The 26961-nt window shown below is 56.0% G+C and carries 10 protein-coding genes and 8 pseudogenes; 14 read left to right on the top strand and 4 right to left on the bottom strand.

Features of this window, described 5'->3' with window-relative positions:
* Window positions 1–13: 13 nt before the first annotated feature.
* From IPK59_06145 to IPK59_06135, 3 genes and pseudogenes are all read right to left on the bottom strand, one after another.
* A pseudogene (locus tag IPK59_06145) lies at window positions 14–746 on the bottom strand (hypothetical protein).
* 144 nt (window positions 747–890) lie between these two features.
* Window positions 891–1100, bottom strand: a pseudogene (locus IPK59_06140) (transposase).
* A 70-nt stretch (window positions 1101–1170) separates the two neighbouring features.
* A complete protein-coding gene (locus tag IPK59_06135) occupies window positions 1171–2109 on the bottom strand; it encodes a LysR family transcriptional regulator (protein MBK8158359.1) in 939 nt (312 codons plus the stop codon).
* 202 nt (window positions 2110–2311) lie between these two features.
* Between IPK59_06135 and IPK59_06130 the strand changes: the two are divergent.
* From IPK59_06130 to IPK59_06065, 14 genes and pseudogenes are all read left to right on the top strand, one after another.
* Window positions 2312–3761 (top strand): annotated as a pseudogene (locus tag IPK59_06130) (trimethylamine methyltransferase family protein).
* A 13-nt stretch (window positions 3762–3774) separates the two neighbouring features.
* Entirely contained in the window at window positions 3775–6189 is a 2415-nt protein-coding gene (locus IPK59_06125; GenBank protein ID MBK8158358.1) for a GcvT family protein, read from the top strand.
* 19 nt (window positions 6190–6208) lie between these two features.
* Window positions 6209–7375, top strand: a complete 1167-nt coding sequence (locus IPK59_06120; protein ID MBK8158357.1) for a mandelate racemase/muconate lactonizing enzyme family protein — start codon at window positions 6209–6211, stop codon at window positions 7373–7375.
* Window positions 7376–7510: 135 nt separating this feature from the next.
* A pseudogene (locus IPK59_06115) lies at window positions 7511–9206 on the top strand (ABC transporter substrate-binding protein).
* 61 nt (window positions 9207–9267) lie between these two features.
* Window positions 9268–10209: an ABC transporter permease gene (locus tag IPK59_06110; protein MBK8158356.1), complete on the top strand. Its 942-nt coding sequence runs from the start codon at window positions 9268–9270 to the stop codon at window positions 10207–10209.
* Window positions 10210–10220: 11 nt separating this feature from the next.
* A pseudogene (locus tag IPK59_06105) lies at window positions 10221–11066 on the top strand (ABC transporter permease).
* A 21-nt stretch (window positions 11067–11087) separates the two neighbouring features.
* Window positions 11088–13175, top strand: a pseudogene (locus tag IPK59_06100) (ABC transporter ATP-binding protein).
* Window positions 13176–13184: 9 nt separating this feature from the next.
* A complete protein-coding gene (locus tag IPK59_06095) occupies window positions 13185–14222 on the top strand; it encodes a helix-turn-helix domain-containing protein (protein MBK8158355.1) in 1038 nt (345 codons plus the stop codon).
* Window positions 14223–14532: 310 nt separating this feature from the next.
* Window positions 14533–16479, top strand: coding sequence for an MCP four helix bundle domain-containing protein (locus tag IPK59_06090; GenBank protein ID MBK8158354.1), 1947 nt, complete (start codon window positions 14533–14535; stop codon window positions 16477–16479).
* Between the two features lie 41 nt (window positions 16480–16520).
* Window positions 16521–16808: a hypothetical protein gene (locus tag IPK59_06085; protein MBK8158353.1), complete on the top strand. Its 288-nt coding sequence runs from the start codon at window positions 16521–16523 to the stop codon at window positions 16806–16808.
* A gap of 715 nt (window positions 16809–17523) precedes the next feature.
* The gene (locus IPK59_06080; GenBank protein ID MBK8158352.1) at window positions 17524–21429 is read left to right on the top strand and encodes a PAS domain S-box protein; all 3906 of its coding nucleotides are present in this window, start codon (window positions 17524–17526) and stop codon (window positions 21427–21429) included.
* Between the two features lie 276 nt (window positions 21430–21705).
* Window positions 21706–22338, top strand: a complete 633-nt coding sequence (locus tag IPK59_06075) for a PAS domain-containing protein (protein MBK8158351.1) — start codon at window positions 21706–21708, stop codon at window positions 22336–22338.
* A gap of 365 nt (window positions 22339–22703) precedes the next feature.
* Window positions 22704–23892: pseudogene (locus tag IPK59_06070) on the top strand (IS3 family transposase).
* 457 nt (window positions 23893–24349) lie between these two features.
* Entirely contained in the window at window positions 24350–25813 is a 1464-nt protein-coding gene (locus IPK59_06065) for an ATP-binding protein (GenBank protein MBK8158350.1), read from the top strand.
* A 149-nt stretch (window positions 25814–25962) separates the two neighbouring features.
* Here the strand turns inward: IPK59_06065 and IPK59_06060 are convergent.
* Window positions 25963–26895, bottom strand: a pseudogene (locus IPK59_06060) (IS1595 family transposase).
* Window positions 26896–26961: the final 66 nt, after the last annotated feature.

Raw genomic sequence — 26961 nt, 5'->3', positions numbered from 1 at the left:
GCGGCCGACGCGTTCAGGAATCCGTCTCGTCATTGATGATCGCCTGGACGATGCCCAAAAGCTCGCGAAGCTTATCGCGCGCATCCACGAGGCGGAGCGCTGCCGCATACTCGCGCGCCGCTTCGGCAGACACCGACCCCATCACCGGTAATGCGCAGAGTGTATTCACGAGCTGCATTTGCTCGACCGTCTCGCACTTAGCTTCCCGCAGACGGGGACTCCTGAACACGACAGCCAATCCCTTGGCACGGGACACCGCGACGTTGATGCGATTGAGCGAGAACAGGAACTCCATTCCCATCGGCATTTCCTCCGCTGACGATGCGGTCATCGAGACGAGGCAGACGGGCGCCTCCTGACCCTGGAACTTGTCGACGGTGCCGACCCGGATTGTCGCTGACAGGGCTTCCTGCAGCGCGTTGACCTGGGCGTTGTATGGCGCCACCACGATGATATGGCTTTCACGCATAGGACGTGTCGTGCCGTCTTTCTCGGTCCACGTTCCGCGCATAAGCTCATCGATGGTCGCGCGAATCGCAGAGACTTGCTCGGGTGAAATCTGCGAGCTTCCCTCATGGGACAGGCACCCATAACGCTCCCGCCTCGGGCATCGACGTGTCTCCCACTCGCTGCCTTGCCGTGTCGGGATGGCTGGTCAGACGTCCCTCGTAGACCTGGTCCGAAATGAACCGGCACACTTCGGTGTATTTCAGCACCGAACTGGGACCCCTTCCATTTTCAACCATCCATATGATTTCTCTTATAAATCTGGATTCGAGAGGGGTCCCGATCGGCGCCGATCGGGACCCCCATATCGCGAATTGTTTTGCTCGCACAATCAATACGATAGGGATCCTTTGGGTGGGGGTCCTAGTTCGGTACTCAAACACAAGCAGTCGCTTCAGCTTGCCGTTCTCGTCCTCCAGGGCCCGCAGTCGCTTGGCTTCGCTTACATCCAGCCCGCCGAACTTGGCTTTCCAGATATACAGCGTCGCCTCAGATACCCCGTGCTTGCGGACCAGATCCGCCGTCTTCGCTCCGGCCTCGTGCTCCCGCAGGACCGCGATAATCTGCTCTTCCGAAAACCGCCTCTCCTTCATCGTCTGTCTCCATTGCTGGGCCAGACTCTAACCAAAATTGGAGGAAATCTTCAGTGGCAAGTCAACGTTACTATTGTTTGGTCTCAATCTTGAACCTCCGGGGCAGAGTGGCTGCTTCTGCCAATATCCATTCCATTACCAGTTTTGTGTCTAGTGACATGTCTACAGCCTTGGGCCTTACCAAATAGAAATGGTGTCCAGTACTCCAACTCCAATCGCATATTCGATGTAGAAGTTTCTGTTGAATTGGGTGGTCAACGATATGGGCCCAGCCAAGTGCGACGCCCTGGGATCCGATAGCAGCCTGAACTACAAGTCCATAGTCGTTCAAGCGCAGGCCATTGCCGTCATCCTTGTAGCTGAGGTTCATTTCTGCAAACCAATCAGTCCAGGTTGGCCGAGGTCTATGGGGCTCTTCCAAATGAATGAGCTTACATCTAGCTAGATCCTCGATCTCGCTCACGCGACCAGCTTGGTCCAAGTACCCTGAGCTGCAAACTGGAAAGAGAATCTCATCCGCAAAATGCTCTGCTTGATAGCTTTCCCACTGCCCGTTGCCGCGACGGATTCCGAGAGCTAGTTCATCCCTCTCAAGATCGAGATCTCGGTCCGACGTCTGAATCCGAAGATCAATTTCCGGGTAGAGTAATCGAAAGCCTGGCAGCCGCGGAATTATCCAATGGCTAGCAAACGCCGTCGACGTCGAGAGTGTGACATGTCGGCGGAATGATGGGCGCCGGATAACCTCTATAGATCGCGCAATATACCCAAACCCTACTGCTACGTCTGAACTAAGTATTTTGCCAGCTTCTGTTAGACGAACTCGTTGATGATCTCTTACGAATAAGCGAACCGCCAAGTTGCCTTCCAAGGTCCTTATCGCGGCGCTTACAGCAGCTTGGGAAACTCCAAGTTCCTCAGCGGCCTTTGTAAAACTGAGAAGCCGTGCGGCCGCCTCAAAAGATAGGAGGGCGCTTGGATTAGCAATTAACTGCCTGAGCTTACTCATAAGAAAAATCTATTCATCGGACAAATATAATTCGGGTTTACCTAAACTCTGCGACGTTTGATCATGGACCACATAAAAAATATAGATGTGAAGTTGTCCGCATGGCAAGCGATGCTGTTACTGAGCCCACCACCAGCCCGCAAACAGCCGCAAGGACGCGCAACCGCAGCCGCGTGCGGCCGGCGGTGGCAGCACCCTTTCCCTGCGGCGGCAGATCCCCACCTACACCTTCCTGCAGCCCGATGGTCTTGACCGGCTGCACGCACAGGCCGAGCAGATCCTGGCCGAGATCGGCGTCGAGTTCCGCGGTGATGATGAGGCGCTGGAACTGTGGCGCAAGGCCGGCGCCAAGGTCGAGGGCGTGCGTGTCAAGTTCGAGCCGGGGCATGTGGTCGAGATCATCAAGAAGACCACGCCCAGGACCTTCATCCAGCATGGGCGCGACGGAAACCATGCGGTCGAGATCGGCGGCGATGCGGTGGTGTTCGCGCCGGCCTGGCTCGCCCTTCGTCTATGACCAGGAGAAGGGCCGCCGCTATGGCTCGCTCGAGGATTTCAAGAACTTCGTCAAGATGACCTGGATGTCGCCCTGGCTGCATCATTCGGGCGGCACCATCTGCGAGCCGGTCGACGTGCCGGTCAACAAGCGCCATCTCGACATGGTCTATGCCCATATCAAGCATTCGGCGAAACCCTTCATGGGGTCGGTCACCGCACCCGAGCGCGCGGAGGATTCGATCGAGATGTGCCGCATCCTGTTCGGCGCCGATTTCGTCGACAAGAACTGCGTCATCCTCGGCAACATCAACACCAACTCGCCGCTGATCTTCGACGGTGTCATGTCGATGGCACTCCGCGCCTATGCCCGCGCCAACCAGGCGGCGGTGGTGGTGCCGTTCATCCTGGGCGGTGCCATGGGACCGGTGACGACGGCAGGCGCCATCGCCCAGGCCCATGCCGAAGCCATGGTCGGTGTCGCACTCACGCAATTGGAACGGCCGGGCGCACCGGTCATCTACGGTAACTTCCTCTCCTCCATGTCGCTACGCTCGGGTGCGCCGACCTTCGGCATGCCGGAACCGGCCATGGCCTATCTCGCGATCGGGCAGCTGGCGCAACGTCTGGGCGTGCCCTTGCGCTGCGGCGGCTCGCTCACGGCGTCCAAGGTCGCCGATTCACAGGCGGCTCAGGAGAGTGCCGATTCCCTGTGGCCGGCCTTGCTGGGTGGCGCCAATTTCATCCTCCATGCTGCGGGCTGGCTTGAGGGTGGGCTGGTCATGGGCTATGAAAAATTCATCCTCGATTGCGACCATCTCGGCATGATGCACAAACTGCTGGCCGGATTGCCGATGGATGAGAATGCCTTGGCCATGGATGCCTTCCGCGAGGTCGAGCCGGGCAAGCATTTCCTGGGCTGTGCGCATACGATGGCGAACTACACGACCGCCTTCTATGACGCGGATCTCGCCGACAATGACTCGTTCGAGCAATGGCGCGATGCGGGGTCACGGCCGGCGGATGTGCGTGCCGACAAGAAATGGCGCGCGTTGCTGGCCAGCCACACCGATCCCGCAATCGATCCGGGCGTGGACGAAGCGCTCAATGACTTCATGAACCGCCGAAAACAATCCATGGCGGATGCCTGGTACTAAGGACACGACAATTATGGAAACGCATGCGAAGGTCGTCATCATCGGTGGTGGCGTGGTGGGATGCTCGATCCTGTTCCACCTCGCCAAGTTCGGCTGGAAGGATGTCATCCTGCTGGAGCGGAGCGAGCTCACCTCCGGCTCGTCCTGGCACGCGGCGGGGCAGATCCACACCATATCGTCCGACCCCAACATCTCGCGGCTGCAGGGCTATACGATCAACCTCTACAAGGAGATCGAGGCGACCTCCGGCCATTCGGTCGGCATGCATTCCACGGGCGGCTTCTATCTCGCCTCCAACCAGATCTGGTATGACTATCTGAAGCGCGAACGTTCGAAGGCGCGCTATATGGGGCTGGATCAGGAATTCATCAGCGTCGAGGAAGCGGCACGCCGCCATCCGCTGATTGATCCATCGCGTTACATCGCGGCATTGTGGGATCCATTGGATGGCGACATCGATCCCTCCGGCGTCTGCTATGCCTATGCCAAGGCCGCCAAGGTGCATGGCGGCAGGTACTACACGCACACGCCGGTGATCGAGACGAAGCAGCGCCCCGACGGCAGCTGGGATGTCGTGACGCCGAACGGCACGATCAATGCCGAGATGATCGTCAATGCCGGCGGCTTGTGGGCACGCGAAGTCGGGCATCTGGCCGGCATCCATCTCCCCGTGCAGCCGATGGAGCACCATTACCTCATCACCGAGGCGATCCCGGAGATCGTCGAGCGCGGCGAGGAACGGCTGCCGGCCGGCATCGACTATGAAGGCAACATGTATTTCCGGCAGGAACGCCAAGGCATGCTGCTCGGCACCTATGAGCCGCGGGCGACACCCTGGTCGGTCAAGGGCACGCCGCAGGATTTCGGCCATGAGCTGCTGGAACCCAAGCTCGACAACATCGCCGAACGGCTGGAGCTGGGCTTCCAGCGCATTCCGGCCTTGGGCCGCGCCGGCATCAAGAATGTGATCAACGGGCCCTTCACCTTCGGCCCCGACGGCAACCCGATGATCGGCCCGGTGCCGGGGATGCGCAATTACTGGGTCGCGGTCGGCGTCATGGCGGGCTTCTGCCAGGGCGGTGGCGTCGGCCTCTGCATGGCGGAATGGATGATGGACGGGGAACCCTCGATCGACGTCTGGGCGATGGACGTGGCGCGCTTCGGCAATTTCGCGACACCTGACTGGGGCACCATCAAATCCTCCGAGAATTACGAACGCCGCTTCGTGATGACCTTTCCCAACGAGACCCTGCCCAAGGGGCGCCGGCAGAAGACGACGGCACTTTATGATCGCCTCACCGCCAAGGGCGCGGTCTGGGGCCAGGGCTTTGGCCTGGAGCATGCGCTGTGGTTCGCCGATGGGCCGGCGGATGCCCATGAGGCACCCACCTTCAACCGGCCCCGCGCCCATGACTATGTGGCGCGCGAGGTGAAGGCGGTGCGCGAGGCCGTGGGGGCGATCGAGATCGCGAACTTTGCGAAGCACGAATTCAAGGGGCCGGGGGCGCGTGCCTTCCTCGATCATGTGCTGGCCGGGCGAATGCCGAAACAGGGCCGGATGTCACTCACGCCGATGCTGACGCCCAAGGGCAAGCTTTATGGTGATTTGACGGTGGCGTGCCTGGGTGATGAGCATTTCATGCTGTTCGGCTCTGGCGCGATGCAGGAGGCGCATCGCCGCTGGTTCGAGAAGCATCTACCCGAGACCGGTGTTGCCTATCGAAACATGTCGGACGAGCTTCACGGCATCGCTCTCTCCGGCCCTCGCTCGCGCGAGTTGCTGGCGCGGCTGGTGCGCGACGATGTCTCGAATGCGGCGCTGAAGTTCCTCGACATCCGCCGCACGTTCGTCGCCGGTGTGCCGGCGATCCTGGCGCGCGTCTCGTTCTCCGGCGAGCTGGGCTATGAGATCTATGTGGCGCCGCCCTATCAGCTGCGCCTCGCCGAAGCGATCGAGGAGGCCGGCAAGGATCTGGGCCTCCGCTGGTATGGTGCCCGCGCGCTCATGAGCCTGCGGCTGGAGAAGAACTGGGGTGTGTGGACCCTCGACTACCGCCCGGATTTCACGGCGGCCGAAAGCGGGCTCGACGCCTTCATCAACTGGGGCAAGGATTTCATCGGCAAGGAGGCGGCACTGGCGCAGAAGGCCAAGGGACCGACCAAGAAGCTCGTCACCATGGTGGTTGCCACGAAGGATATCGACGTCACCAATGACGAGGCGGTGATGGTTGGCGACAAGGCCGTCGGCTATGTCTCGTCGGGCGGCTATGCGCATTCCGTGGGCAAGTCGGTGGCGTTCGGCTATGTGCCGACAGAGCTAGCCAAGGCCGGCACCAAGGTCGAGATCGAGATCAGCGGCCAGCGCTTCCCGGCTGAAATCCTGGGAGCACCCCTCTACGATCCCAATGGCGGCAAGATGCGCAACTAAAGAACCAATAGGCTCAACAATGAAGATTAGATCGATACGCGCCACTCCGGTCAACATCCCGCTAGAGGCTCCGATGTGGTGGACAGGCGGCCTCTACCCGGGCACATCAAAGACGATCGTCGAAGTAGAAACTGACTCCGGTTTGATTGGTCTTGGTGAAGCGCCAAGTACCGATGTAGTCGACCTTATCCACGGTATGGGCGAAGTACTGAGAGGCGCAGATCCACTTGATATGGCTGGCTGTGAAAAAACTTGCGTTCCACCCTGGCAAATCGTGCAGAACACTGACGATTCTAGGGTAGTTAAGGCATTTGGCGCTATTGAAATTGCACTTTGGGATATTCGAGGGAAGGTGTGGGACGCACCTCTCTACGCTTTGCTCGGCGGAAAGGTCCGTGATGATATTTCCTTTACTGAGTACTTTGGCTTCCGGCCAGATCGAGAAATGACAGCTGAGGCCATCGTTGACTACTGCCTGCGCATGCGAGATCAGCACGGAAGCACTGCATTCGCAGGAAAGCTCATCCTCGGCGATCCGAATCTTGAGATTCGGACTGTGAGAATGCTGCGTGAGGCTCTCGGTGAGAAGGCAGTTCTTCGCTTGGACTCCAATATGCAGTGGTCACTAACAACAGCGAGGCGTGTGCTACGCGAGATCGAACCGTTTGACGTACGAAACTACGAGGATCCTGTCGCTACCTTCGAAGAAATGAAAGCACTGCGCCAGCATTCGGCCATTCCCTTTTCGTCACATGTGCCGGATATTCGACGAGCAGTTGCCCTAGGAGTACCAGACTATTTTGTAACTAACTTCGCCGTTCTCGGAGGAATTTCTCGCGCGTTACGGTTTATAGCTGCTTGTGAAGCAATGGGTATTGGCTTTTGGTGCTATTCGGGTGACGCAGGGATTTGTACTGCAGCATATCTTCATGTTTCAGCTGCTACGCAGTGGATATCTGAACCTAGTCAATCACTGTTCCGTTGGCAAACAGGAGACGTCATCGCAGGAGGTCCCTTTCGACAGAGTAATAACGTGGTGTCTGTGCCAACTGGACCAGGCTTGGGCGTGTCACTAGACCACAATGCGCTAAAGTACTGGCACGCACATTTCGTTGATCACGGTCCCTTAGATCATTTCTTTGATCCGATGGCTCCAGGAAAACTGCGACGCCTACCTTTGCGTTGAGATTGCTAGCGTTCGTTAGATGAGCACCGTTGGTATAGTACCACGATTGAACAGAAACGCACCTTAAGTGGTTTAAGTAAGCATAAGGATTGTAATGGTGACGTATCTTTAACCAACAAAAGTGGGAGGTTTATAATGACTTTTCGATCTGGCAAAGGCGACGGCAATCATCCGGACATTCCCCGGTTGGTCGAAGCGCTGGAGCAGCGACATATTGGTCGCCGCGATTTCTTGCGCACCGCGACACTGCTCGGCATGTCAGCGGGCGTTGCCTATGGCATCGCCGGCAAGGTGCTCGGCGGTGACATGATCGGTGCTGCCCAGGCGCAGACCCCGAAAAAGGGCGGTGTCCTGCGCATTGGTGCGCGCGTTCCGGCCGTCGACAATCCCGCGACGTTCTCGTGGGTCTATGATTCCAACATCGTGCGTCAGTCCAATGACTACCTGACCCGCACCTTGGGCGATGGCATCACCGTTCCCATCCTGTTGGAAAGCTGGGAACCGAGTGCGGACCTCAAGTCCTGGACGCTGCGCGTCCGCAAGGACGTGAAGTGGTCGAACGGCGACATGCTCAACGCCGACCATATCATCTGGAACATCAAGCGCTGGCTCGATCCCAATGTGGGCTCGTCGGTGCTGGGCCTGTTCCAGGGCTTCATGCTGAAGGAAGTCGATACCGGCCAGAAGGATGAAGCCGGCAACCCGAAGATGACCACCGAGCTGTGGGATGCAAACGCGATCGAAAAGATCGACGATCACACCATCAAGCTCAACGGCCAGGTCTCGACATTGGCTGTGCCGGAAAACCTGTTCCACTACCCGGCCCTAATTCTGCATCCGAAGGACGAAGGCAAGTGGGGCGTCGGCGCCATCGGTACGGGCGCGTTCGAACCAGCCGAAATCGAAGTCGGCAAGAAGGTCGTCCTGAAGGCGCGCGCGGACTATTGGGGCGAAGGTCCCTATCTCGATGAAGTGCACTTCATCGACCTTGGCGACGATCCGGCGACCAAGCTCGCGGCCTTGGCCTCGAAGCAGGTCGACGGTCTCTATGACGCCGACATCAAGGTCTATCCCAGCATCCAGAAGCTGGAGCATGTCGAACTGCACAAGATCAACACGGCGCAGACGGCGGTTGCCCGTATGCACTGCGATGAGAAGCCGTTCGATGATCCCCGCGTGCGCAAGGCCATGCGTCTTGCCATCGACTGCGCCGCCGTTGCCAAGATCGCCTATGGCGAACTCGGCACCCCGGCCCAGCATCACCATGTCTCGCCGGTCCATCCGGAATTCGTCGACATGCCGATGCCGCGCGACCTCGACGCCGCCAAGAAGCTGCTGGCCGACGCCGGCTATCCGGACGGTATCGATGTCGAACTCCACGCCAAGAAGGATCCCGATTGGGAGCCGACGGCCTGCCAGGCGATGGTCCAGCAATGGGCTGAAGCCGGCATCCGCGTGAAGCTCACCGTTCTGCCCTCGGCCCAGTTCTGGGACGTCTGGACCAAGGTGCCGTTCGGCTTCACCGTGTGGACCCATCGTCCGCTCGGTATCAGCGGTGCTGGGTCTCGCCTACCGGACCGGCGTGCCATGGAACGAGAGCAACTTCAAGAACGCGAAGTTCGACGAGCTGCTGACCAAGGCCGAAGGCCTGGTCGATCTCGCCGCGCGCAAGGAAGTGATCAAGGAGATCGAGCACCTGATGCAGGAAGAAGGCCCGATCGTCCAGCCGTTGTGGCGTCAGAGCTACCAGCCCTTCGACAAGCAGCTGAAGGGCTATCTGGCGCACCCGACCGAGTATTACTTCTGCGAAGCTATGTGGTGGGATAAGTAAGACTGAATCGACGCGGGAGATGGAATTTACATCTCCCGTTTCTTTCCCCGAGCGGTGGACAATGCTGGCATTTCTGTCCAAGCGTATAGCTTTGCTTGCCTTCACGATGTTGGTGGTCTCGGCGCTGGTCTTCGCAGCGTTCGAATTCACGCCGGGTCAGGTCGCACGTAAGGTCCTCGGGCCTTTTGCGACCCAGAACCAGGTCGACATCCTGACCGAAGAGATGGGCCTCAACCGGCCCGTCATCGTCCGCTATGGCGAATGGCTGGGTAATACGCTCACCGGCGATCTCGGCTATTCGACGCTGTACAAGACCGAGGTCAACGCCATCATCTGGGACCGCCTCGGCAACACCCTGCTGCTGGCCGGCACCGCCTTTGCCGTGATCGTGCCGCTCTCCATCATTCTGGGCATCGCTGCCGGCATGCGTGAAGGATCCGCGCTCGACCGGACCATCTCAGTGGCCAGCATCGTGACCACCTCGGTGCCCGAATTTGCCTCCGGCGTGTTCCTGGCCTCTATCTTCGTGATCTGGCTGGCCTGGTTGCCCGGCACCTCTCCCCTCGAAACCGGGACCGGATGGTCGCTCTGGCAGCAGCTCATCCTGCCGGTGGCGGTGATGGTGCTCTATGACCTCGGCTATGTCGTGCGCATGGTCCGCGCCTCGATGGTCGAGGTGATGACAAGGCCCTATATCCGCACCGCCGTCCTCAAGGGCTTGAACTTCCGCGCCGTCATCCTGAAGCACGCCTTGCGCAATGCCATGATCGCGCCCTTCACCGTGATCCTGCTGCAGATCAATTACCTGGTCACCGGCGTCGTGGTGGTCGAGGCGGTGTTCGCCTATCCCGGATTCGGCCGCATGCTGCTGGAAGCGGCCCTTGCCCAGGACGTTGCCGTCGTCGAAGCCGCGGCCTTGTTTGCCGTGCTGATTTCGGTCAGCACGCAGATCGCCGGCGATCTCGGCTACATGATGCTCAACCCGCGCATTCGCTTCAGCTAAGGCAGGGCAAGATGTCTAACGACGGTATCATCGCCCTTACCTGGAACCGCATTCGACTGCTGAAGGAATCGCCGGTCGGCATGGTCGGCGCGTTCCTGGTCCTGTTCTGGGTCTTCGTCGCGATCTTCGCGCCGCTGATTTCGCCCTATGATCCCAATGCAAACGACATGGAAGCGCTGATGTCGCCGCCCACAGCCGCGCATTGGCTGGGTACGGACAATTCCGGCCGCGACATTCTCTCGCGGATCATCTGGGGTCACGCACGGTGTTCCAGGTGGCACCGATCGCGGTGCTCTGTGCCTATGCGATCGGCTGCATGATGGGCCTGATGGCCGGCTACTATCGCGGCTGGGTCGACGATCTCATCAACCGCATTTCAGACATCGTGCTCTCCTTCCCGGCGATCGTGCTTTACATCATCGTCATCATGAAGCTGGGTCCCTCGGCCATCAACATCGTCATCGCCGTCATCGTCATTTCATCGCCGCAGATCACCCGCATCGTGCGCGGCATGACCCTGGAACTGCGCGAACGCGAATATGTGGCGGCCGCCAAGATGCGCGGTGAATCGGCGCTCTACATCATGCTGGTGGAAATCCTGCCCAACGCCCGCGGGCCGCTCATCGTCGATGCGTGCCTCCGCATCGGCTACACCACCATCGCCATCGGCGTCCTCGGCTTTCTCGGCCTGGGGTTGCCGCCGCCCGATCCTGATTGGGGCGGCATGGTCAGAGACCTATGCGATGATGAGCATCTATCCGCACATGTCGCTGTTTCCCGCCGCCGCCATTTCATCGCTCGTGGTCGGCCGAAGCCTGCTGGCCGATGGCATGCGCGAGATCAGCATCCGCGACTAAGTGAATGAAGGACGCGCACCGATGAGCACCAGCGCCGCCGCGACGATCGAAGCCAGGACCGAGACGCGCAAACCGATCCTGGAATTGCGCAATGTCTCGATCTCCTACTTCGTCCGCGCCGGCGAGCCCAAAGTCGTGCCCAATATCAGCCTGACGCTCTATGAAGGCGAAGCCCTGGGTCTGGTGGGCGAATCCGGCTGCGGCAAGTCGACGGTGGCCTTTGCCATCATGAAGTATCTGGGTGGTGCCGGCCGCGTCACCGGCGGTCAGATCCTGTTCGAAGGCCAGGACATGACCAGGATGTCCGACGAGGAGTTGCGCAAGCTGCGCGGTGGCCGCATGGCCATGGTCTATCAGGACCCGATGAGCAGCCTCAACCCGGTCATCCCGATCGGCAAGCAGCTGATGGAAGTGCCCCTCATCCATTCCAATATCAGCGAGGATCAGGCGTATAAGCGCGCCTTGCAGATGCTGGAGGGAAGTCAATCTGCCGGACCCGGCGCGCATCATGACGCGCTATCCGCATCAATTGTCCGGCGGCCAGCAGCAGCGCGTGGTGATCGCCATGGCGCTGATGTCGGAGCCGTCGCTGCTGGTGATGGACGAGCCGACCACCGGTCTCGACGTGACGGTCGAAGCCGCTGTGCTCGACCTCGTCGCGCAGTTGCGCCGTACGCGCAACAGCTCGATCGTCTTCATCAGCCACAATCTCGGCACCGTCGTGCGCATCTGCGACCGCATCGGCGTCATGTATGCGGGCGAGCTGGTCGAAGAGGGTCCCATCGGCGAGGTGTTTCGCGATCCGCGCCATCCCTATACACGCGGTCTCCTCAATTGCATCCCGACGCTCAACGCCGACAAGCGCTCGCGGCCCTTGAGCGCCATTCCGGGCCAGGTCCCGCCGATCCTCAACCGGCCGCCGGGCTGCATCTTTGCCCCCCGTTGTCCGGATGCCGATGGTCCGCGTTGCACCGCGGGGGCCATTCCCACCTCGACCTACGGGGCCAGCGGCCAGCACCGGGTGAAATGCGTGCGGATGGCCGAATTGCCCAAGCATGCACGTCCGGGCGCCGGCACGGCCGATGCGGCCGCCAACGAGTTCACGTCGCAGCCGGCGATCCTCAGCCTCGACCACGTCAAGAAGACCTATCATCAGGCGATCGGCATGTTCGGCTCGACCGGGTATGATGTCCATGCCGTCGACGACATCACGTTGGCTGCCCGGAAATCGGAAACCCTGGCAATCGTCGGCGAATCCGGCTGCGGCAAGTCGACCCTCGCCAAGGTCCTCACCGGCATCGAACTCGCGACCGGCGGCAAGGTGATCCTCGCCGACAAGGACAGCAATACCGCGGTCGAGGACCGCGATAGCGATACCAAGCGCTCGATCCAGATGGTGTTCCAGAATCCGGAAAGCACGCTCAATCCCAGCCATACCATCGGCTATGTCATGGAACGGGCGATCTCAAGCTGAAGCGCATCAGCGGCAAGGAAGCGCGCGGCCAGGTCGACGAATTGTTGAAGACCGTCAACCTGCCGCTGGAATTCGCCAGCCGCAAGTCGCGCCAATTGTCCGGCGGCCAGAAACAGCGCGTCGCCATCGCCCGGGCGCTCGCCGGCGAGCCGGAATTGATCCTGGCGGACGAGCCGGTCTCGGCTCTCGACGTCTCCGTGCAGGCCGCCATCATCAACCTGCTGGTCGATATCCAGAAGAAGCGCGGCTCGACCTTGCTCTTCATCTCCCATGATCTCTCGGTCGTGCGCTATCTCGCCGACCATGTCGCGGTCATGTATCTCGGCAAGGTGATGGAATATGGCTCGGTCACGGATGTGTTCGCGCCGCCCTACCACCCCTATACGGAAGCGCTGATGTCGGCGGTGCCGATCGCGGATCCGGACGTCAAGCAACGCCGCATCATCCTCGAAGGCAATATCCCCAGCCCGCAGAACCGCCCCAAGGGCTGCCCCTTCGCGACGCGCTGCCCGCGCAAGGTGGGCTCCATCTGCGACGACACGCCACCCGCGGAACAAGTCTCCCCCGCCGGTCACCGCATCGCCTGCCACATCCCGATGGCGGAACTGGCAACGGCGACGCAGGTGGTGTTTTAGGAGTGGAGTATGACCAGGAAAGCAACTGCTTTGCGTCAGCAATCATCGTTGAACGAAGCGCAGAGTTCCAATCGTCTGCCTCGCATTCTTGCAAAGACATATAAGACGGAGGAAGGCACTGGGATTGGAATTCTGCTTATTGAGGGGTTTGATCTGTTTGATCTAGGGGTAATCACAGACACATTGTCCGTGGCGAATTCACTCCTAAAAGAACCAAGATTCAAAATTCATTTGACTTCCTATTCAGAGAAGGTAACGGCGTCTAACGGCATCTCAATTGAGACCGAAGGAAGGCGCGCGCTAGAAGATGTCTCGAACATTGTTGTGTTAGCAGGAGATGCAGTCCCAAGAGGTGAATGGTTTCTCCTGATTGCGGCACTCCGACAAAAGATAGCTACTGGAGCGCGAGTCATTGCAATTGGATCTGCGACAAGAATTGTCGCCGAAAGTGGGCTTGCTCGACAAGGCAAGATCAGTACGCATCTTCGGCACTATCATGCTTGGTGCGAACTCTTTGGTGTTCAGCGCGTTTCCGACCAACTTATTTCATTTGATGAGCATGTTGTCACCTGCATCGGAATGGAAGCGTCTATTGACCTTTCTCTGTTGATTGTTGCGCAAGAGTGCGGCCAAGACATTGCTCAATCAGTCGCCACAGTCTTCAACGTGGGGCATCCATACAGAATGCAGTCGAGCTATCGAAGATACCCAACTTCGTCATTATCAGTACGAAACGAAAAACTGAAGCATGCCATGCAGGCGTTCCGATACGCCGCGGACGAGAAAGTGACCACCAAAGAGATTGCACGTAGACTGAACATCGGAGCCCGACAACTGCAAAGACTATTCATGCAGCATCTTGGGACTACGCCTAACCTCTACTCTCTTCAGTGTCGGCTCATCAGAGCGCAACAACTTCTTCAGTACACAACGATTACAATTACGGAAACAGCCGTCGCCTGTGGCTTCGTTTCAGTATCTCACTTCGCTCAACGGTATAGACGCCAATTCGGCCATCGGCCAACAGACGAAAAAAGGCCAATCTGACAACTGCGCTTTCTTTCGTGGCAGAAAGGTCAGTAGTTGCAGTGCGGCTCAAAGCCGGATTGATTCATCCGATCTGCCGGAAATTGGTGGCTGATCATTAGGAAAATGCTGCCAGGGCCGACCTCAGGGACCGGCTACCCCGGCACCCTATAAGACACCTATGCACAAATATGCGCAGCAAGTTCACACATTGATAACCATTTAGGACAAATATATGTAGACACGAAACAATAATGTAGGTGTCTGGTCTGTTTAGAGCAGCTCTACAACATATTCGTCTTTCATAGATCACAGACTTCACGAGGGCGCTATGAACATCAGTACCAAGTTGCTTTCAGTGTTGAGCGCATTGGGTCTTGTAGGTTGCACAATTGCCGGCACGGGCTTGTATAGGCTCAGCGCTGCCAACGACCAGATTGACCTTTTAGTGAATGAGTATGTCGAGGAAATCGTGACCTTAAAGACGATCTCCGATGATTATGCAGTCTATATTGTAGATGCAGCGCATAAGGCCAGGAATGGAAATCAGACGTGGGATGTGAGCCTTCTGCAGGTGCAGGAAGCGTTCAATCGTGTGACCTCTAGCTTAAATGAATACACGAGCGCAACCCATCCTCCGGAAGAGCAGGTTATTGTTGATCGCATTAGAGCAGCACGTTTATTAGCGGACAAAGCGACAGAAAAGCTCATTACTGTGCTGCAAGGGAAAGACCAGGCAAAGCTCGACGACTTCGTAAAGAATGAAGTTTACAACACGATTGATCCTATCACGGCAGAAGTGGTGAATCTTGCCAATGTGATCATCGAACACTCTCGTAGCGTGCACGCGGAAGCGGAATCAGAATACGCATTTGGCCGTAATTTTGCCATTGCAATGGTAGCGCTGGCGATAGCTCTAACAGCGACAAGTTGGCTTGTTGTGTTGCGGCAGGTGATTAAACCACTGAAGAGCCTGACGTTAAGAATGAACTCCATGATCCAGGGTGATCTCGACTCCCCAGTCATGGGTATGAACGCAAAGGACGAAACGGGAGTCATGTCTCGAAGTCTCGAAGGGCTTCGCGAAAAAGCGCGCGACGCATTCCGCCTTGGGCAGATCGTCAATGAGATGCCGATCAACATAATGACTGCAGACCCAAAGACCGCTGTAATTACCTACGCTAACAAGAAGTCCTTTGAAACCCTAACGCAGCTGCAATCGCATCTTCCTATGCGTGTAGAAGACCTTATCGGAACGAACATCGACATTTTCCATAAGAACCCTTCTCACCAAAGATCGATTATTGGAGACCCCAAACGACTTCCGTGGAACGCAAAAATAAAGTTGGGGCCAGAGACTATCGACCTGCGGATCTCGGCGATCAGAGATGCATCAGGTAACTACATGGGGCCGCTACTTAGTTGGGCCATTATCACCCAGCAAGTCAGATTGGCGGATAACTTTGAGGAGAACGTCAAGGCGGTCGTAGAAATCGTCGCATCAAGCGCAACCGAGATGCAATCGAGTGCTCAAACACTCACCGCCACGGCCGATCAAAGTCAACAACTTGCTATTACCGTCGCAGCGGCTGCGGAGCAGGCCAGTGCCAATGTACAGACTGTCGCCAGTGCGGCGGAAGAGCTGACAGCATCTGTTCAAGAGATCTCTCGGCAGGTCACCGAAAGTGCCCAAATCGCCAGAGCGGCGGCGGATCAGGCGCGGGTGACAAACGAGCGCATTGATCAACTTGCAGGTGCTGCAAACAAGATTGGCGATGTCGTCACCATGATCTCTGATATCGCAAATCAGACAAATCTATTGGCTCTTAACGCGACAATCGAGGCGGCCCGTGCCGGTGAAGCTGGCAAAGGATTTGCTGTCGTGGCCGGCGAAGTGAAGAGCCTCGCTACACAGACGCAAAGAGCAACAGGGGAAATAGGTGCTCAGATTGTCTCAATGCAACAGATTACGCAGACGGTTATTGGTGCCATTCGAGAGATTAGCGGGACGATTGACCGAGTAAATGAGATAAGCGCTGCCATTGCATCGGCTGTACAAGAGCAGGGGGCAGCAACAAATGAAATTGCCCGCAACGTTCAAGAAGCGGCAACAGGAACTACTGAAGTTAGTAGTTCCATTGGCGCGGTGCAGCAGGCAGCGCAAGAGACCGGTGGGTCGGCAGAGCAGCTTTTGAGCGCGTCTTCAGAACTGGCTAACCAATCTGAACGGCTAAAAAACCAAGTAGACGAATTTCTTGCAGCTATACGTCGGGCGTAGAGGGCGGCGGAAACAGCCTAGTCACATTCCGAAGGCGAACAATGTCCAACGACAACGTTGAGTTTCTATCACTCCATTTTGCAAGGGCAACTGGAAGAAAGGTGCGGGAGCTTACCAACACCTTTGAAACACTGATTGAAAAGCAGAGACAGCCAGATGAAGTCCGTAAGGTCGTCAACGAGCCAAATGCAAAGGTAATCGACCTGCATCAGATGCTCATTGCCCGTGACAGGTTGCAGGACGTAGTACTGTCCATTCGCGCCGAGATCGGTAACGTAGTCGACAATTGCCAGCGTGAGCAACCTGTGCGAGGCGGTTCAAGTTCTTGAGGAATGGCGAACTGCATTGACCGACTGACGCTGGTGATTGAATCCGCAAATGCAGAAAGCCAGCGTTGGCATGACGAGGCACGACAGAAGATTGACAGCCACTTTCCAATAGATGCTCCGGATCAATAGTGCAAATTTCAACCAAGGATGTAGATAGATGTCAGGGTGAACCTGGGACCATTTGTCTCATGGATCATCTACGAGTATATACGCGTGGTACTCACGATGAGCTTCACACTCATCTAGTCTTCAAGTGGATGTTCTCCGGCAAAGCAACGGCAAGACACTACGCGACGACCCTCGTTGGATTCTATCTTGCACTGCGTGAGGTCTCCAGAGTGTCGATGGTCTCCTCTAACATTGAAGGGCGCATCAACAGCATTAAGAACGACCTAGAACAGCTTGGCTTTAGGTCGCTAGGGTTGTCTCTGAGTGGGGATGTCGCTGGTTTGCATGGCGGTCCAGAGGCGATAGCCTTGGGTATTGACTACGTCGTGGTTGGGTCAAGTCGAGGTGGGCGTGCAATAGCGCGATGCGCGTCCAAGTATAAGTGGCCAACAGCTTTTCTAATGGGAGAAAACATTAACTTGGAGCGCGAGTGGAACCAGGTAGTACAGAAATCCCTTGAAGTGCCGCATGTCTATCACGGCGATGTTCTCAGAGCTGCTGACTGGGCATTCTCAGTGTATAAGAAATGCTTTGATCGTGCAGTGTTATGAGCCGTTCTAGCAAAATACTCGACGAATGCGCTAGAGAACCAATCCGCATTCCCGGAGCCATTCAGCCACTTGGTGCACTTGTGGCATTTGATCGGCGTAGTTTTGAAATTTGCCATGTGAGCATGAACATAGAGAACTACCTTGGAGTGTCATATCGCGAAATGGTTGGGAAGCGATTTGACCAGATTAGTGAAACGCGATGGATATGGGATGTTGTGTCGAATAGTGAAGATTGTTCTGCTGGATGGCGCGAGGGAGATCGTTACCATCGGATCGCCCCGCCCCCTCAATTGAGTACGCGGCCCGCTGATGCATACTCATTGCACATCTTTTCTAATGCTGGCCTGGTGGTCATTGAGATCGAGCCGCTACATGCGGAATCTCAAGACCTCTTGCGACCTGTGTCGCAGTTGATTGTCGGGTTGGGCGAGTTACGTAAGCATAGATCTTTAGATGAGGTTGCTCGCGTCGTTGCTGAGACAGTGAGGCAAATTGTTGGGTACGATCGAGTAATGGTTTACAAGTTTGACAAGGAGTTTAATGGAAGGATCATCGGCGAAAGTGCGGCTGGCCACTTAACGGAGAGGTTTCTCAATCAGAATTTCCCAGCTTCGGACATACCAGCACAGGCCAGGGCACTCTATCGCAGTAAGAAAGTGCGCATCATATCTGACATTGATGACTGTCCTGTCAGAATATGGCCCGATTGCGATGCGCACAGTTCGTCTCCTTTAGATCTTTCCAATGCTGACTTTCGTTGCATTTCGCCGGTCCACATCGCTTATTTACGGAACATGGGTGTAAGAGCAACACTGGTTATGTCACTGGTGAAAGATGGTGAACTCTGGGGAATGCTGGCGTGTCATCACTATTCGAGGCGTATTCTTGGAGCGGAGCAGCGTGAGATATGTGAACTAATTGCAATTGCAGCAGGGAATGCAATTGCCGAGTATGAAGATGTAGAAGCTGCTGCTTTCAGAGTGCACATCACAAAAGAACTGACAGCCTTACAGTCAAGGTTGGTGAATTGCGTCGACATTGCGCAAGTGCTGCCGGAAGCGGCATCGGTGCTGCAGGAATTAGTGGACTGTGATGCGATAGGCCTAACTTTCGAGAACCGTTTTTTCACATCAACGCCGTCTTTGACAGAGCTAAATGCGCGACAAGTTATGTCATCGATGTCGCCAGTAGGGCAGCGCAACATTGTAATTACGGATAACTTGTCTGAGACGATTGAAGAGCTTGATGCGCAGATTGGAATTGAGACCGACACCTGGTGTGGTGCGGCATATATGCCAATTGATGGCGGTGGCGCCTTGCTAGTTCTCAGGTATCGTTCGCCGTATGTGGATATATGGGCTGGCAAGCCAGAGAAGGTTGAAAATGGTTCCGAGGAGACGCAGCGCCTGCGGCCGCGCAAGTCTTTTGAAGCCTGGGTGGATTTAACCGCGAATAAATCATTGCCATGGACTGATATAGATCAAGATATCATACAACAAGTGGCAACAATTGCCTCAGAAAGAATCAGTGAAATTGGTAAGCGCTTGGCACGTGCGTCGGAGCGCCGTCTACTTCGGATTATTGATCAGACAATTAATGGCGTACTTGTTACGGATACCGACGGCAGAGTGACATGGTCAAATCAGGCGTGTTCGCAGATCACCGGGTTTTCAGCGGATTGCCTTTTAGGTAAGAAGCCAGGAGATGTGCTTCAGGGAGCTGATACCGATAAGGAGGTGATTGCCAGAATGTCAGCTGGCTTGAAAAGCCTACGCGGATTTCATGAAACCCTACTCAACTACAGGCCCGACGGTTCAAGCTACTGGGTCGAAGTGAGATGCAGCCCAATCTTTGATGAAGATGGTGATCACGAAGGGTTTGTGGCTATCGAACTCGACGTCACGGAAAGGAGACAGTTAGAGAAGCAAGCGGTTGACTCTCTTGCACGAGCCCAAGGGTCTCTGAATAAACTCCAAAGTTATCAGCGTGCACTCGACGTTCATTTAGTTGTATCTACGACTGATAGAGAAGGCCATATCACCTTCGCAAACACGAGAATGCATAACCTGCTTGGGTTCAATGAAGGTGAACTGGATGGCAAACGTTATCTCATTGGCACACTAGACCCAAGAATTGAAGAGTTCGTTAGGGAAGTGAATCTGGCGGTAGTGGAGGGCTCAACGTGGAACGGAGAGGTAAGGTATACGAACAAATTAGGTAGGTTTGTGTGGGTCGACACTACCATATTCCCGAATATTGAGAGCGGTGGTGAACATCTTGGTTTTGTATGCATAGGTTATGATGTTACCGATCGCAAGTTGGTGGAGGAAGAGCTCCTTCGCACGATGCAGGTGTTGAGCAACGTGCTTCGAAGTGCGACACAAGTTGCGATCATTGCAACCAACACAGATGGCACCATTCAGATCTTTAACGCCGGTGCTGAACGGATGCTTGGATACCACGCGAGCGATGTAGTAGGTCGTCACAAAGCGACTTTATTTAATCTGGATGGTGAATTGAGCATGCGTGCGGCGGAGCTGTCTAAGCTGCGCGGTGCTGAAGTTAATGAATTCAGAGCGCTTTCAGATGTTGCTGACAGAAATGGAGTTGAACGTAGAGAGTGGACTTACCGGCATCGATCTGGAAGTGAGTTCCCAGTTGAGTTGATAGTGAGTCCAATGCGGGACGTGAGTGATGGCATCGTTGGATATGTGCTGATTGCGCAGGATATTACTGAGCAGAAGCAGCTTTTCGACATCCTAGTAGAAAGAGACAAGTTCTTTAGCGATGTGTCACGCATAGCAGAAATTGGAGGCTGGGAGCTTGATTTAGTGTCTGAAAAGATGGTGTGGTCTCAGCAGACAGAGAAAATCCACGAAGTAGATGTCGCCCTTCAGCCTTCGCTTTCAACATTTCTATCATTCTATGATCCGCCAAATAGGAAGCGTCTTGAGTCAGCTATTGATGAAGCGAAAGTCTCCAGAAGTAGCTGGGATCTGGAATTGCCGCTGAGGACCGCAAAGGGAAATGATCTGTGGGTGCGGATTACAGGGGCGCCCTTGATCCGTGAGAACAAAGTGGTGAAGCTGAGTGGGGCTATACAGAATATTACTGGGAAGAAGCGAGACGACATCAAGCTAAAGACCGCTCTTGAGCAGGCGCGCTATGCACTTAGAGCGAAGTCGGCGTTCCTGGCCAACATGAGTCACGAGCTAAGAACACCTCTCAACGCAATCATTGGGTTTTCTTCATTGATGCGCCAGGAGAAAATGGGGCCGATTAACAATGACCGATACAAGGGGTACGTTGCCGATATCGAAGATAGTGGCCTCCATCTCTTGTCATTGATCAATGACATTCTCGATTACTCGCGTATTGAAGCCGGAAAGCGTGACCTGACGATAGTGGATCTCGAGTTGATGGAGTCTTTAGCCGCTGCGTTGAAGTTGATGGAAATCCAGGCTGAGCAGCGGGGTGTAAAATTTATAGTTGGTGGCGGTGACCTGTTGGGCCGGATAAGCGCTGATGCGCGAGCTTTGCATCAAGTGCTTTTGAACATTTTGTCGAATGCGGTGAAATTTTCCCACCATGGCGGCATTGTTACGATTGGCGCCAAAAAGGAGGATGCTGGTGGCGTCGTCTCGATATCAATCGCTGATAGCGGGGTGGGGATATCCCAGGAGCACCTTCGTGAGGTAGGCAACCCCTTCTTTCAGGCATCTAGCGCCTATTCTCGCGGTCATGGAGGAACTGGGCTCGGTGTCGCTATTACGAAGGCGCTAGTTGCGAATATGAACGGGAGCTATTCAATCACTAGTGAGTTGGGTGTGGGAACGACGGTAACTGTGTCGTTGCCGGCCGCCAAGGAGAGTGGCATGCCATTGAGGATCGGTGCCGAGTAGTCTGAACTGACAAGAGATGGCGTTGATAGAGATCGAATAGGTCGGCAAAGAACTGGGAGGTGTTGGTAGCAGGTAGCTTCTAGTGATTGCGGCGCGATTGTGGACGATAGACATCGATGGTCTTGTGGTGGTAGCTGCTCGCCCCATTTGAAGTTCTGGCAATGCGTCAGGCATAGAGAGCGGGGCGCGGTGTTTAAGACCAGAAGTGGCGTGTTCTTGGGTTGTGAATCGTAAACGTTAAATTATTTTTCATGCAGCAGTGGAGTTGTTGGGCTGTTGCTGGATGATCTTTGGCAGATGTTGTTGGGAGTGCAATACATGCATAGTAATTCCCGCGAGGGACAGACGCCGTTCTTTCCGAACAGAAGTGACGATGTAGCTAAGGAAGTATGTGTGCCTTACGCTCGCATCACTACGACCGCATTCCTTGATGAATGCTCGGACACGGTGGCGGCATTCTATGCTTATTGGGACTCAAAACGTAACGGAAGATTGATGCCATCTCGTGTTGACATTGATCCGGTAGAAATGAAGAGATGGTTGCCGAGTGTCACCATTGTTGATGTTCAGAGGCACCCTCAACGACTTGTCTATCGCCTGGTTGGGACACGATCAGTTGAACTCCGTGGTCGCGACGTCACTGGGTTAACGGTTGAGCAGGGATACCATGGGACGACGCTTGAGGATGTTTTGGAGAACTACCGATTGATCATAGACGAGAAGAAGGTTGTCTACGATCTGGAATCAAGTATGTCGAGTACAGAGCTCTGCGAAGACGGCGAAACACTAATGTTGCCATTGTCCTCGGACGGCGAAGTTGTTGACAAGGTGTTGATCTATGTTGAGGTGACGTATTTGAAGCGAAGCGGCGTTCATAGATCGACCGCTAATGGTCTTAAAGAGTTCTGACTATTGTGCAGAAATGCCCGCAATGAGTTGCTCAATTGTCATGCGCGTTCGCAACGGCTTATAATGCCAGTCTGGTCTGGAGGCGGGGCGGCGCCGAGCCGCATCCCAAGGTTGGCTTGACTTTTTCCGGTGCCGGCGAGCGGTAGCTAAGCGATCTATACAGTCTGATCTTGTTGTAGTGTGACCTACCCTGTTCAAAGTGGTCCAAGGTTAGAGTGACCTTTGAGCCTGCCCCCAACATTGGACCAGCTCGGCTGGTAAACTCCGGCTTCATCCGGGGCCTAGAATCCGGGAGGCAGGTTGACCTGCCACTGAAGAATTCCTCCAAAACGGATTAGAGTCTGGCCCAGCAATGGAGACAGACGATGAAGAAGAGGCGGTTTACGGAAGAGCAGATTATCGCGGTGCTGCGGGAACATGAGGCCGGGGCGAAGACGGCGGATCTGGCCCGCAAGCACGGGGGTATCGGAGGCGACGCTCTACAACTGGAAGGCCAAGTTTGGCGGGCTGGATGTTTCTGAGGCCAAGCGGCTGCGGGCCCTGGAGGACGAGAACGGCAAGCTGAAGCGACTGCTGGCCGATAGCATGCTGGACGCGTCGGCGCTGCGGGAGCTTCTGGCAAAAAATGGTAAGGCCCGCCGCCAAGCGTGAGGCTGTCGCTTTTCTGAAGGGTCGGTTTCAGATAAGCGAGCGCCGGGCCTGTTCCGTCATAGCCGCCGATCGCAAGATGATCCGCTATTGCTCCAGGCGACCGCCAGAACCAGCCCTTCGGGCCAGGTTGCGGGATTTGGCCAATGAGCGCCGCCGCTTCGGCTATCGGCGCCTGTTCATCCTGCTGCGCCAGGAGGGCGAAGCATCCGGCATCAACCGGATCTACCGCCTCTATCGCGAGGAGGGTCTGACCGTGCGCAAGCGCCGTGCCCGGCGGCGCGCTGTCGGCATTCGGGCGCCGATCCTGGTCGAGGCCAGAGTCAACGCCCGCTGGTCGCTGGATTTCGTTCATGACCAGATGGCGAACGGCCGCCGCTTCCGCATCCTCAACGTGGTTGATGATGTGACCCGGGAGTGCCTGGCTGCCATCCCCGACACGTCGATCTCGGGACAGCGCGTGGCGCGGGAACTGACAGCGCTCATCACCCGACGTGGCAAGCCCGGCATGATCGTATCGGACAATGGCACCGAGCTGACCTCGAATGCCATCTTCGCCTGGGCCAAGGATCACGCTGTCGAATGGCACTACATCACACCAGGAAAGCCGATGCAGAACGGCTTTGTCGAGAGCTTCAACGGCCGGATGCGCGACGAGCTGCTGAACGAGACCCTGTTCCGCGGCCTCGATCACGCCAGGTCGGTCATTGCCAGGTGGGCTGAAGATTACAACACAGCGCGACCACATTCCGCGCTCAACTACCGAACTCCGGTGGCCTACGCCGCCATCCTGAAAGCCGCAAGGGGCCTGACGCTGCGCGCACTGAAAGCTCCGCGCCAGAGCCCCTTGCTACCACCGCGCCACACGGCGTATCAAACAGCGAGACTCTAAAAGCGACTGGATGACGCTTCAGTGGCAGGTCAATGGACAGAACAGGATCGAAGTGGTGGTGACGCATCCACGCGGCGCCAATTGTCACGTCACTGAGTGGACAGCCTGACCCTCATTGGGATGACAGAATCAGATTCGTGATTTGTTCTCTCTTATTGCCGAGCTGTCCGCACGATTTCGCCGTACTTTTATTAGTCAGTCTCATTCGTGTGGCAGAGTCTCATCCCTAATGAAATCTCGCACAGGGCTCATGGGAGACCCAGAGTCTGCCTGTTTGTGGCTTATCCCGTTGTCCCAGATGCACAAAATGTTGAATCGCCCGAAATCTAAGATCGGTTTGGCCCTCTGATCTAGCATTGATTGTATCCCGTCGGAATCCGATGGGGTCAAAACGGCTTGCAATTTCCGTTAGGGTAATCACGATTACCGTAATCACAATTACGCTAATCGTGATTACTCAAGGGTGTGGAAATGACATTTATCGGTCGAGACCGCGAACTGGCCAGTTTGAAAAAGGAACTCGACGGCAATGGCCCATCGCTTCTCATAGTCTATGGCCGACGCCGCGTTGGCAAATCCAGGCTGCTTCAAGAGGCCGGTGCTGGCCGTCGGTTGATCTATTTCCAGGCTTCGAGGGAAACCTCAACACTCAACCTGGAGGCGTTCAAACGCGCCATCGCAACCGTCATCGGGGAAGATCCCTTGTTGAACGGCATCACTGACTGGCTTGCCATCTTGCACTATCTCGCTAAGGCGGCGGAGAGCTATCCAGGACTGTTCGTCATCATTGACGAGTTCTCGTATCTATCGGACGCAGAGCCGGCGCTACCGTCACTTATGCAGAAGTTTTGGGATTCCGGCGCCCAGAAGCGCGGAAGACTAAAGCTCGCCCTCTGTGGATCGATCATTTTCAGCATGGAAGCTCTGCTCGCTGAGCGCAATCCACTATATGGACGGCAGACGGGGATCTTTGACATTCATCCGTTGTCAGTCAGAGAGACGATGACCTTCTTCCCGAAGTATTCAGCAGCCGAGCAGATCATGGTCTATGCGATCTTCGGCGGAATTCCATATTATCTCGAAGCTTGCGATCCATCTGCTTCACTCCAGCAGAACGTCATCGATCTTCTTTTCTCTCGTAACGGCCGCTTGTTCGAAGAACCAAACAACATTCTCCAGTCCGAACTGAGAGAGGTAAAAGTATACGCCAGCATCGTCCATTCCATAGCTGATGGTTGCCGAGAAGTCGGAGAAATCAAGAATCGCGTCTTTGGTGCGCAGGCCGGTGTCTCGATCAGCCCATACATGGACAAGCTTCAATCCATGCGGATCGTTCAGACGACAAGATCATTGGATGCGGCACCGAAGGCCCGCAACAATCGGTTTGTGATCTCCGATCGTCTTACCGCCTTCTGGCATCGATTTGTCCGCCCGAATGCGGAAAGCATCACGTTCGGATTTGGAGAAGATGTCTGGAAGCTACAAGTTGAGCCGTATCTATCGGAGTTTATGGGGCCTGCATTTGAGGATATATGTCGAGAACATGCGCGTCTTTACGCGCAAGAGATGCTCTCCTCTCCCGCGCAAATAGTTGGTCAGATATGGTCGGGTGATTTCGATATCGACATTGTTGGGCTGCTTCTCGATAGAGGGGCATTCTTTGGTGAGTGCAAATGGACCTCCAGCGCCGTCGGTGAAGCCAATTTAAGCGAACTAATCGCGCGTTCTCAACGAACGGCATTCGGCAGAGATGCGAAAAATCGAACCTATCTTCTATATTCAAAATCTGGTTTTACAGAGTCGCTGAAAATTAAAGCCGACGCAGACCCATCACTGGTTTACCTGCTTACCCCAGAGCGCATTTTAGGCGTATCGGAATCGTCTAAGGGCCGGACTAAGCCAAAGGCGAAAGTGAGCCGTGCGAAGAAAGGTTGAGGGCTGCCAAATCCCTAATCTGCTACTCAGGCCAAATCAACTGCTGTATGTCGATCTTGTCGCGGGCCCAATGCGGTTTTCCGGCGCCGCGGCGATCGACGCTTTGTGGGCTCGCCTTTCCGAGAGTTCTCGCGACCAATGATATCCCAGTAGCTCTGCGGCTCTGAGGACGTGACGATCTTGAACAAGGTGTCGAGAGAGACCTTCCGGTGAGCGCGCCGGTTGAAGCGGAAGACGAACTCCTCGAGATAGGTCGAAACATGCTTCCGCCGGAGGCCGTGATAGGTCCCAAGGCTCCAGCGCTTGAGCAGCGAAAAGACCCGGTGAATCCAGGGTAGCGGAATGTGGCCGGCGATGTTGGTGACGACCCGCCGGTCATGGCGATAATCGGTCAGCCCCAGGTAGGATTTGTGGCCATCGGTGATCAGGGTCGCCTTCGGTTCGACGTTGGCGCGGACAAAACCCTGGATCGCTGCGGCCGAGTTGTTGGGGATGATTGCCAGCCTCACCCGACCAGCCCGTGTATTGTGATACATGGACCCCTTGCGCTTGATCCTGGGTGTATTTCCCGTTTCCTTATCAATGACTTCCACGGCGCCGATGATCAGCAGCTTCTGCGGCTCATCGCTATCGTTGAAGAAGGCGGCCTTGGTCCGAAACGGCATTTCGGTCTGGTCGACCTCAACCAGTCCGCTGAGCTTGGTCCGGTCCGGATCCACCATAGAGCGCCGGACCTTCTGGGTTAGCAGCCAGGCGGTCTTGTAGGTGACCCCGAGCTGAGCCTTGAGCTGGAGAGCTGACATGCCGTTGGAGTGGCTCGACATCAGATGTGCCGCCCAGAACCAGGTCGTCAGCGGGAGCTTGCTTCGGTGCATGACGGTGCCGGCAGTGATCGAGGTCTGGTGACGGCAATCCAGGCACTCATAGGTGAACGCCCTGCTCGAGAGCTTCGACGGCCGCATGCAGCCGCAGGCCGGGCAGAACCAGCCCTCCGGCCAGCGCCGCTTGGCCAGGAAATCGGCGCACGACGTTTCGTCCGGAAACAGTGATTTGAATTCTTCGAGAGAGCGGTGTTTGGCCATCTGATACCTCCTGGCGCTTCTCTACTTAAAAGCGCGGCGATCAAAAATGGCTGGGATACTACATCA

The organism is Rhodospirillaceae bacterium (assembly GCA_016712715.1).
Classification (GTDB): domain Bacteria; phylum Pseudomonadota; class Alphaproteobacteria; order Dongiales; family Dongiaceae; genus Dongia.
Note: the sequence above shows the minus strand (reverse complement) of the source record. Positions and strands in the feature narration are given on the sequence as shown.

Excerpts from the sequence above, each read along its gene's own strand:
- IPK59_06135 (MBK8158359.1), bottom strand. The coding sequence starts at position 2,109 with ATGAGTAAGCTCAGGCAGTTAATTGCTAATCCAAGCGCCCTCCTATCT.
- IPK59_06065 (MBK8158350.1), top strand. The coding sequence starts at position 24,350 with ATGACATTTATCGGTCGAGACCGCGAACTGGCCAGTTTGAAAAAGGAA.
- IPK59_06090 (MBK8158354.1), top strand. The coding sequence starts at position 14,533 with ATGAACATCAGTACCAAGTTGCTTTCAGTGTTGAGCGCATTGGGTCTT.
- IPK59_06095 (MBK8158355.1), top strand. The coding sequence starts at position 13,185 with ATGACCAGGAAAGCAACTGCTTTGCGTCAGCAATCATCGTTGAACGAA.
- IPK59_06110 (MBK8158356.1), top strand. The coding sequence starts at position 9,268 with ATGCTGGCATTTCTGTCCAAGCGTATAGCTTTGCTTGCCTTCACGATG.
- IPK59_06120 (MBK8158357.1), top strand. The coding sequence starts at position 6,209 with ATGAAGATTAGATCGATACGCGCCACTCCGGTCAACATCCCGCTAGAG.
- IPK59_06080 (MBK8158352.1), top strand. The coding sequence starts at position 17,524 with ATGAGCCGTTCTAGCAAAATACTCGACGAATGCGCTAGAGAACCAATC.
- IPK59_06085 (MBK8158353.1), top strand. The coding sequence starts at position 16,521 with ATGTCCAACGACAACGTTGAGTTTCTATCACTCCATTTTGCAAGGGCA.
- IPK59_06125 (MBK8158358.1), top strand. The coding sequence starts at position 3,775 with ATGGAAACGCATGCGAAGGTCGTCATCATCGGTGGTGGCGTGGTGGGA.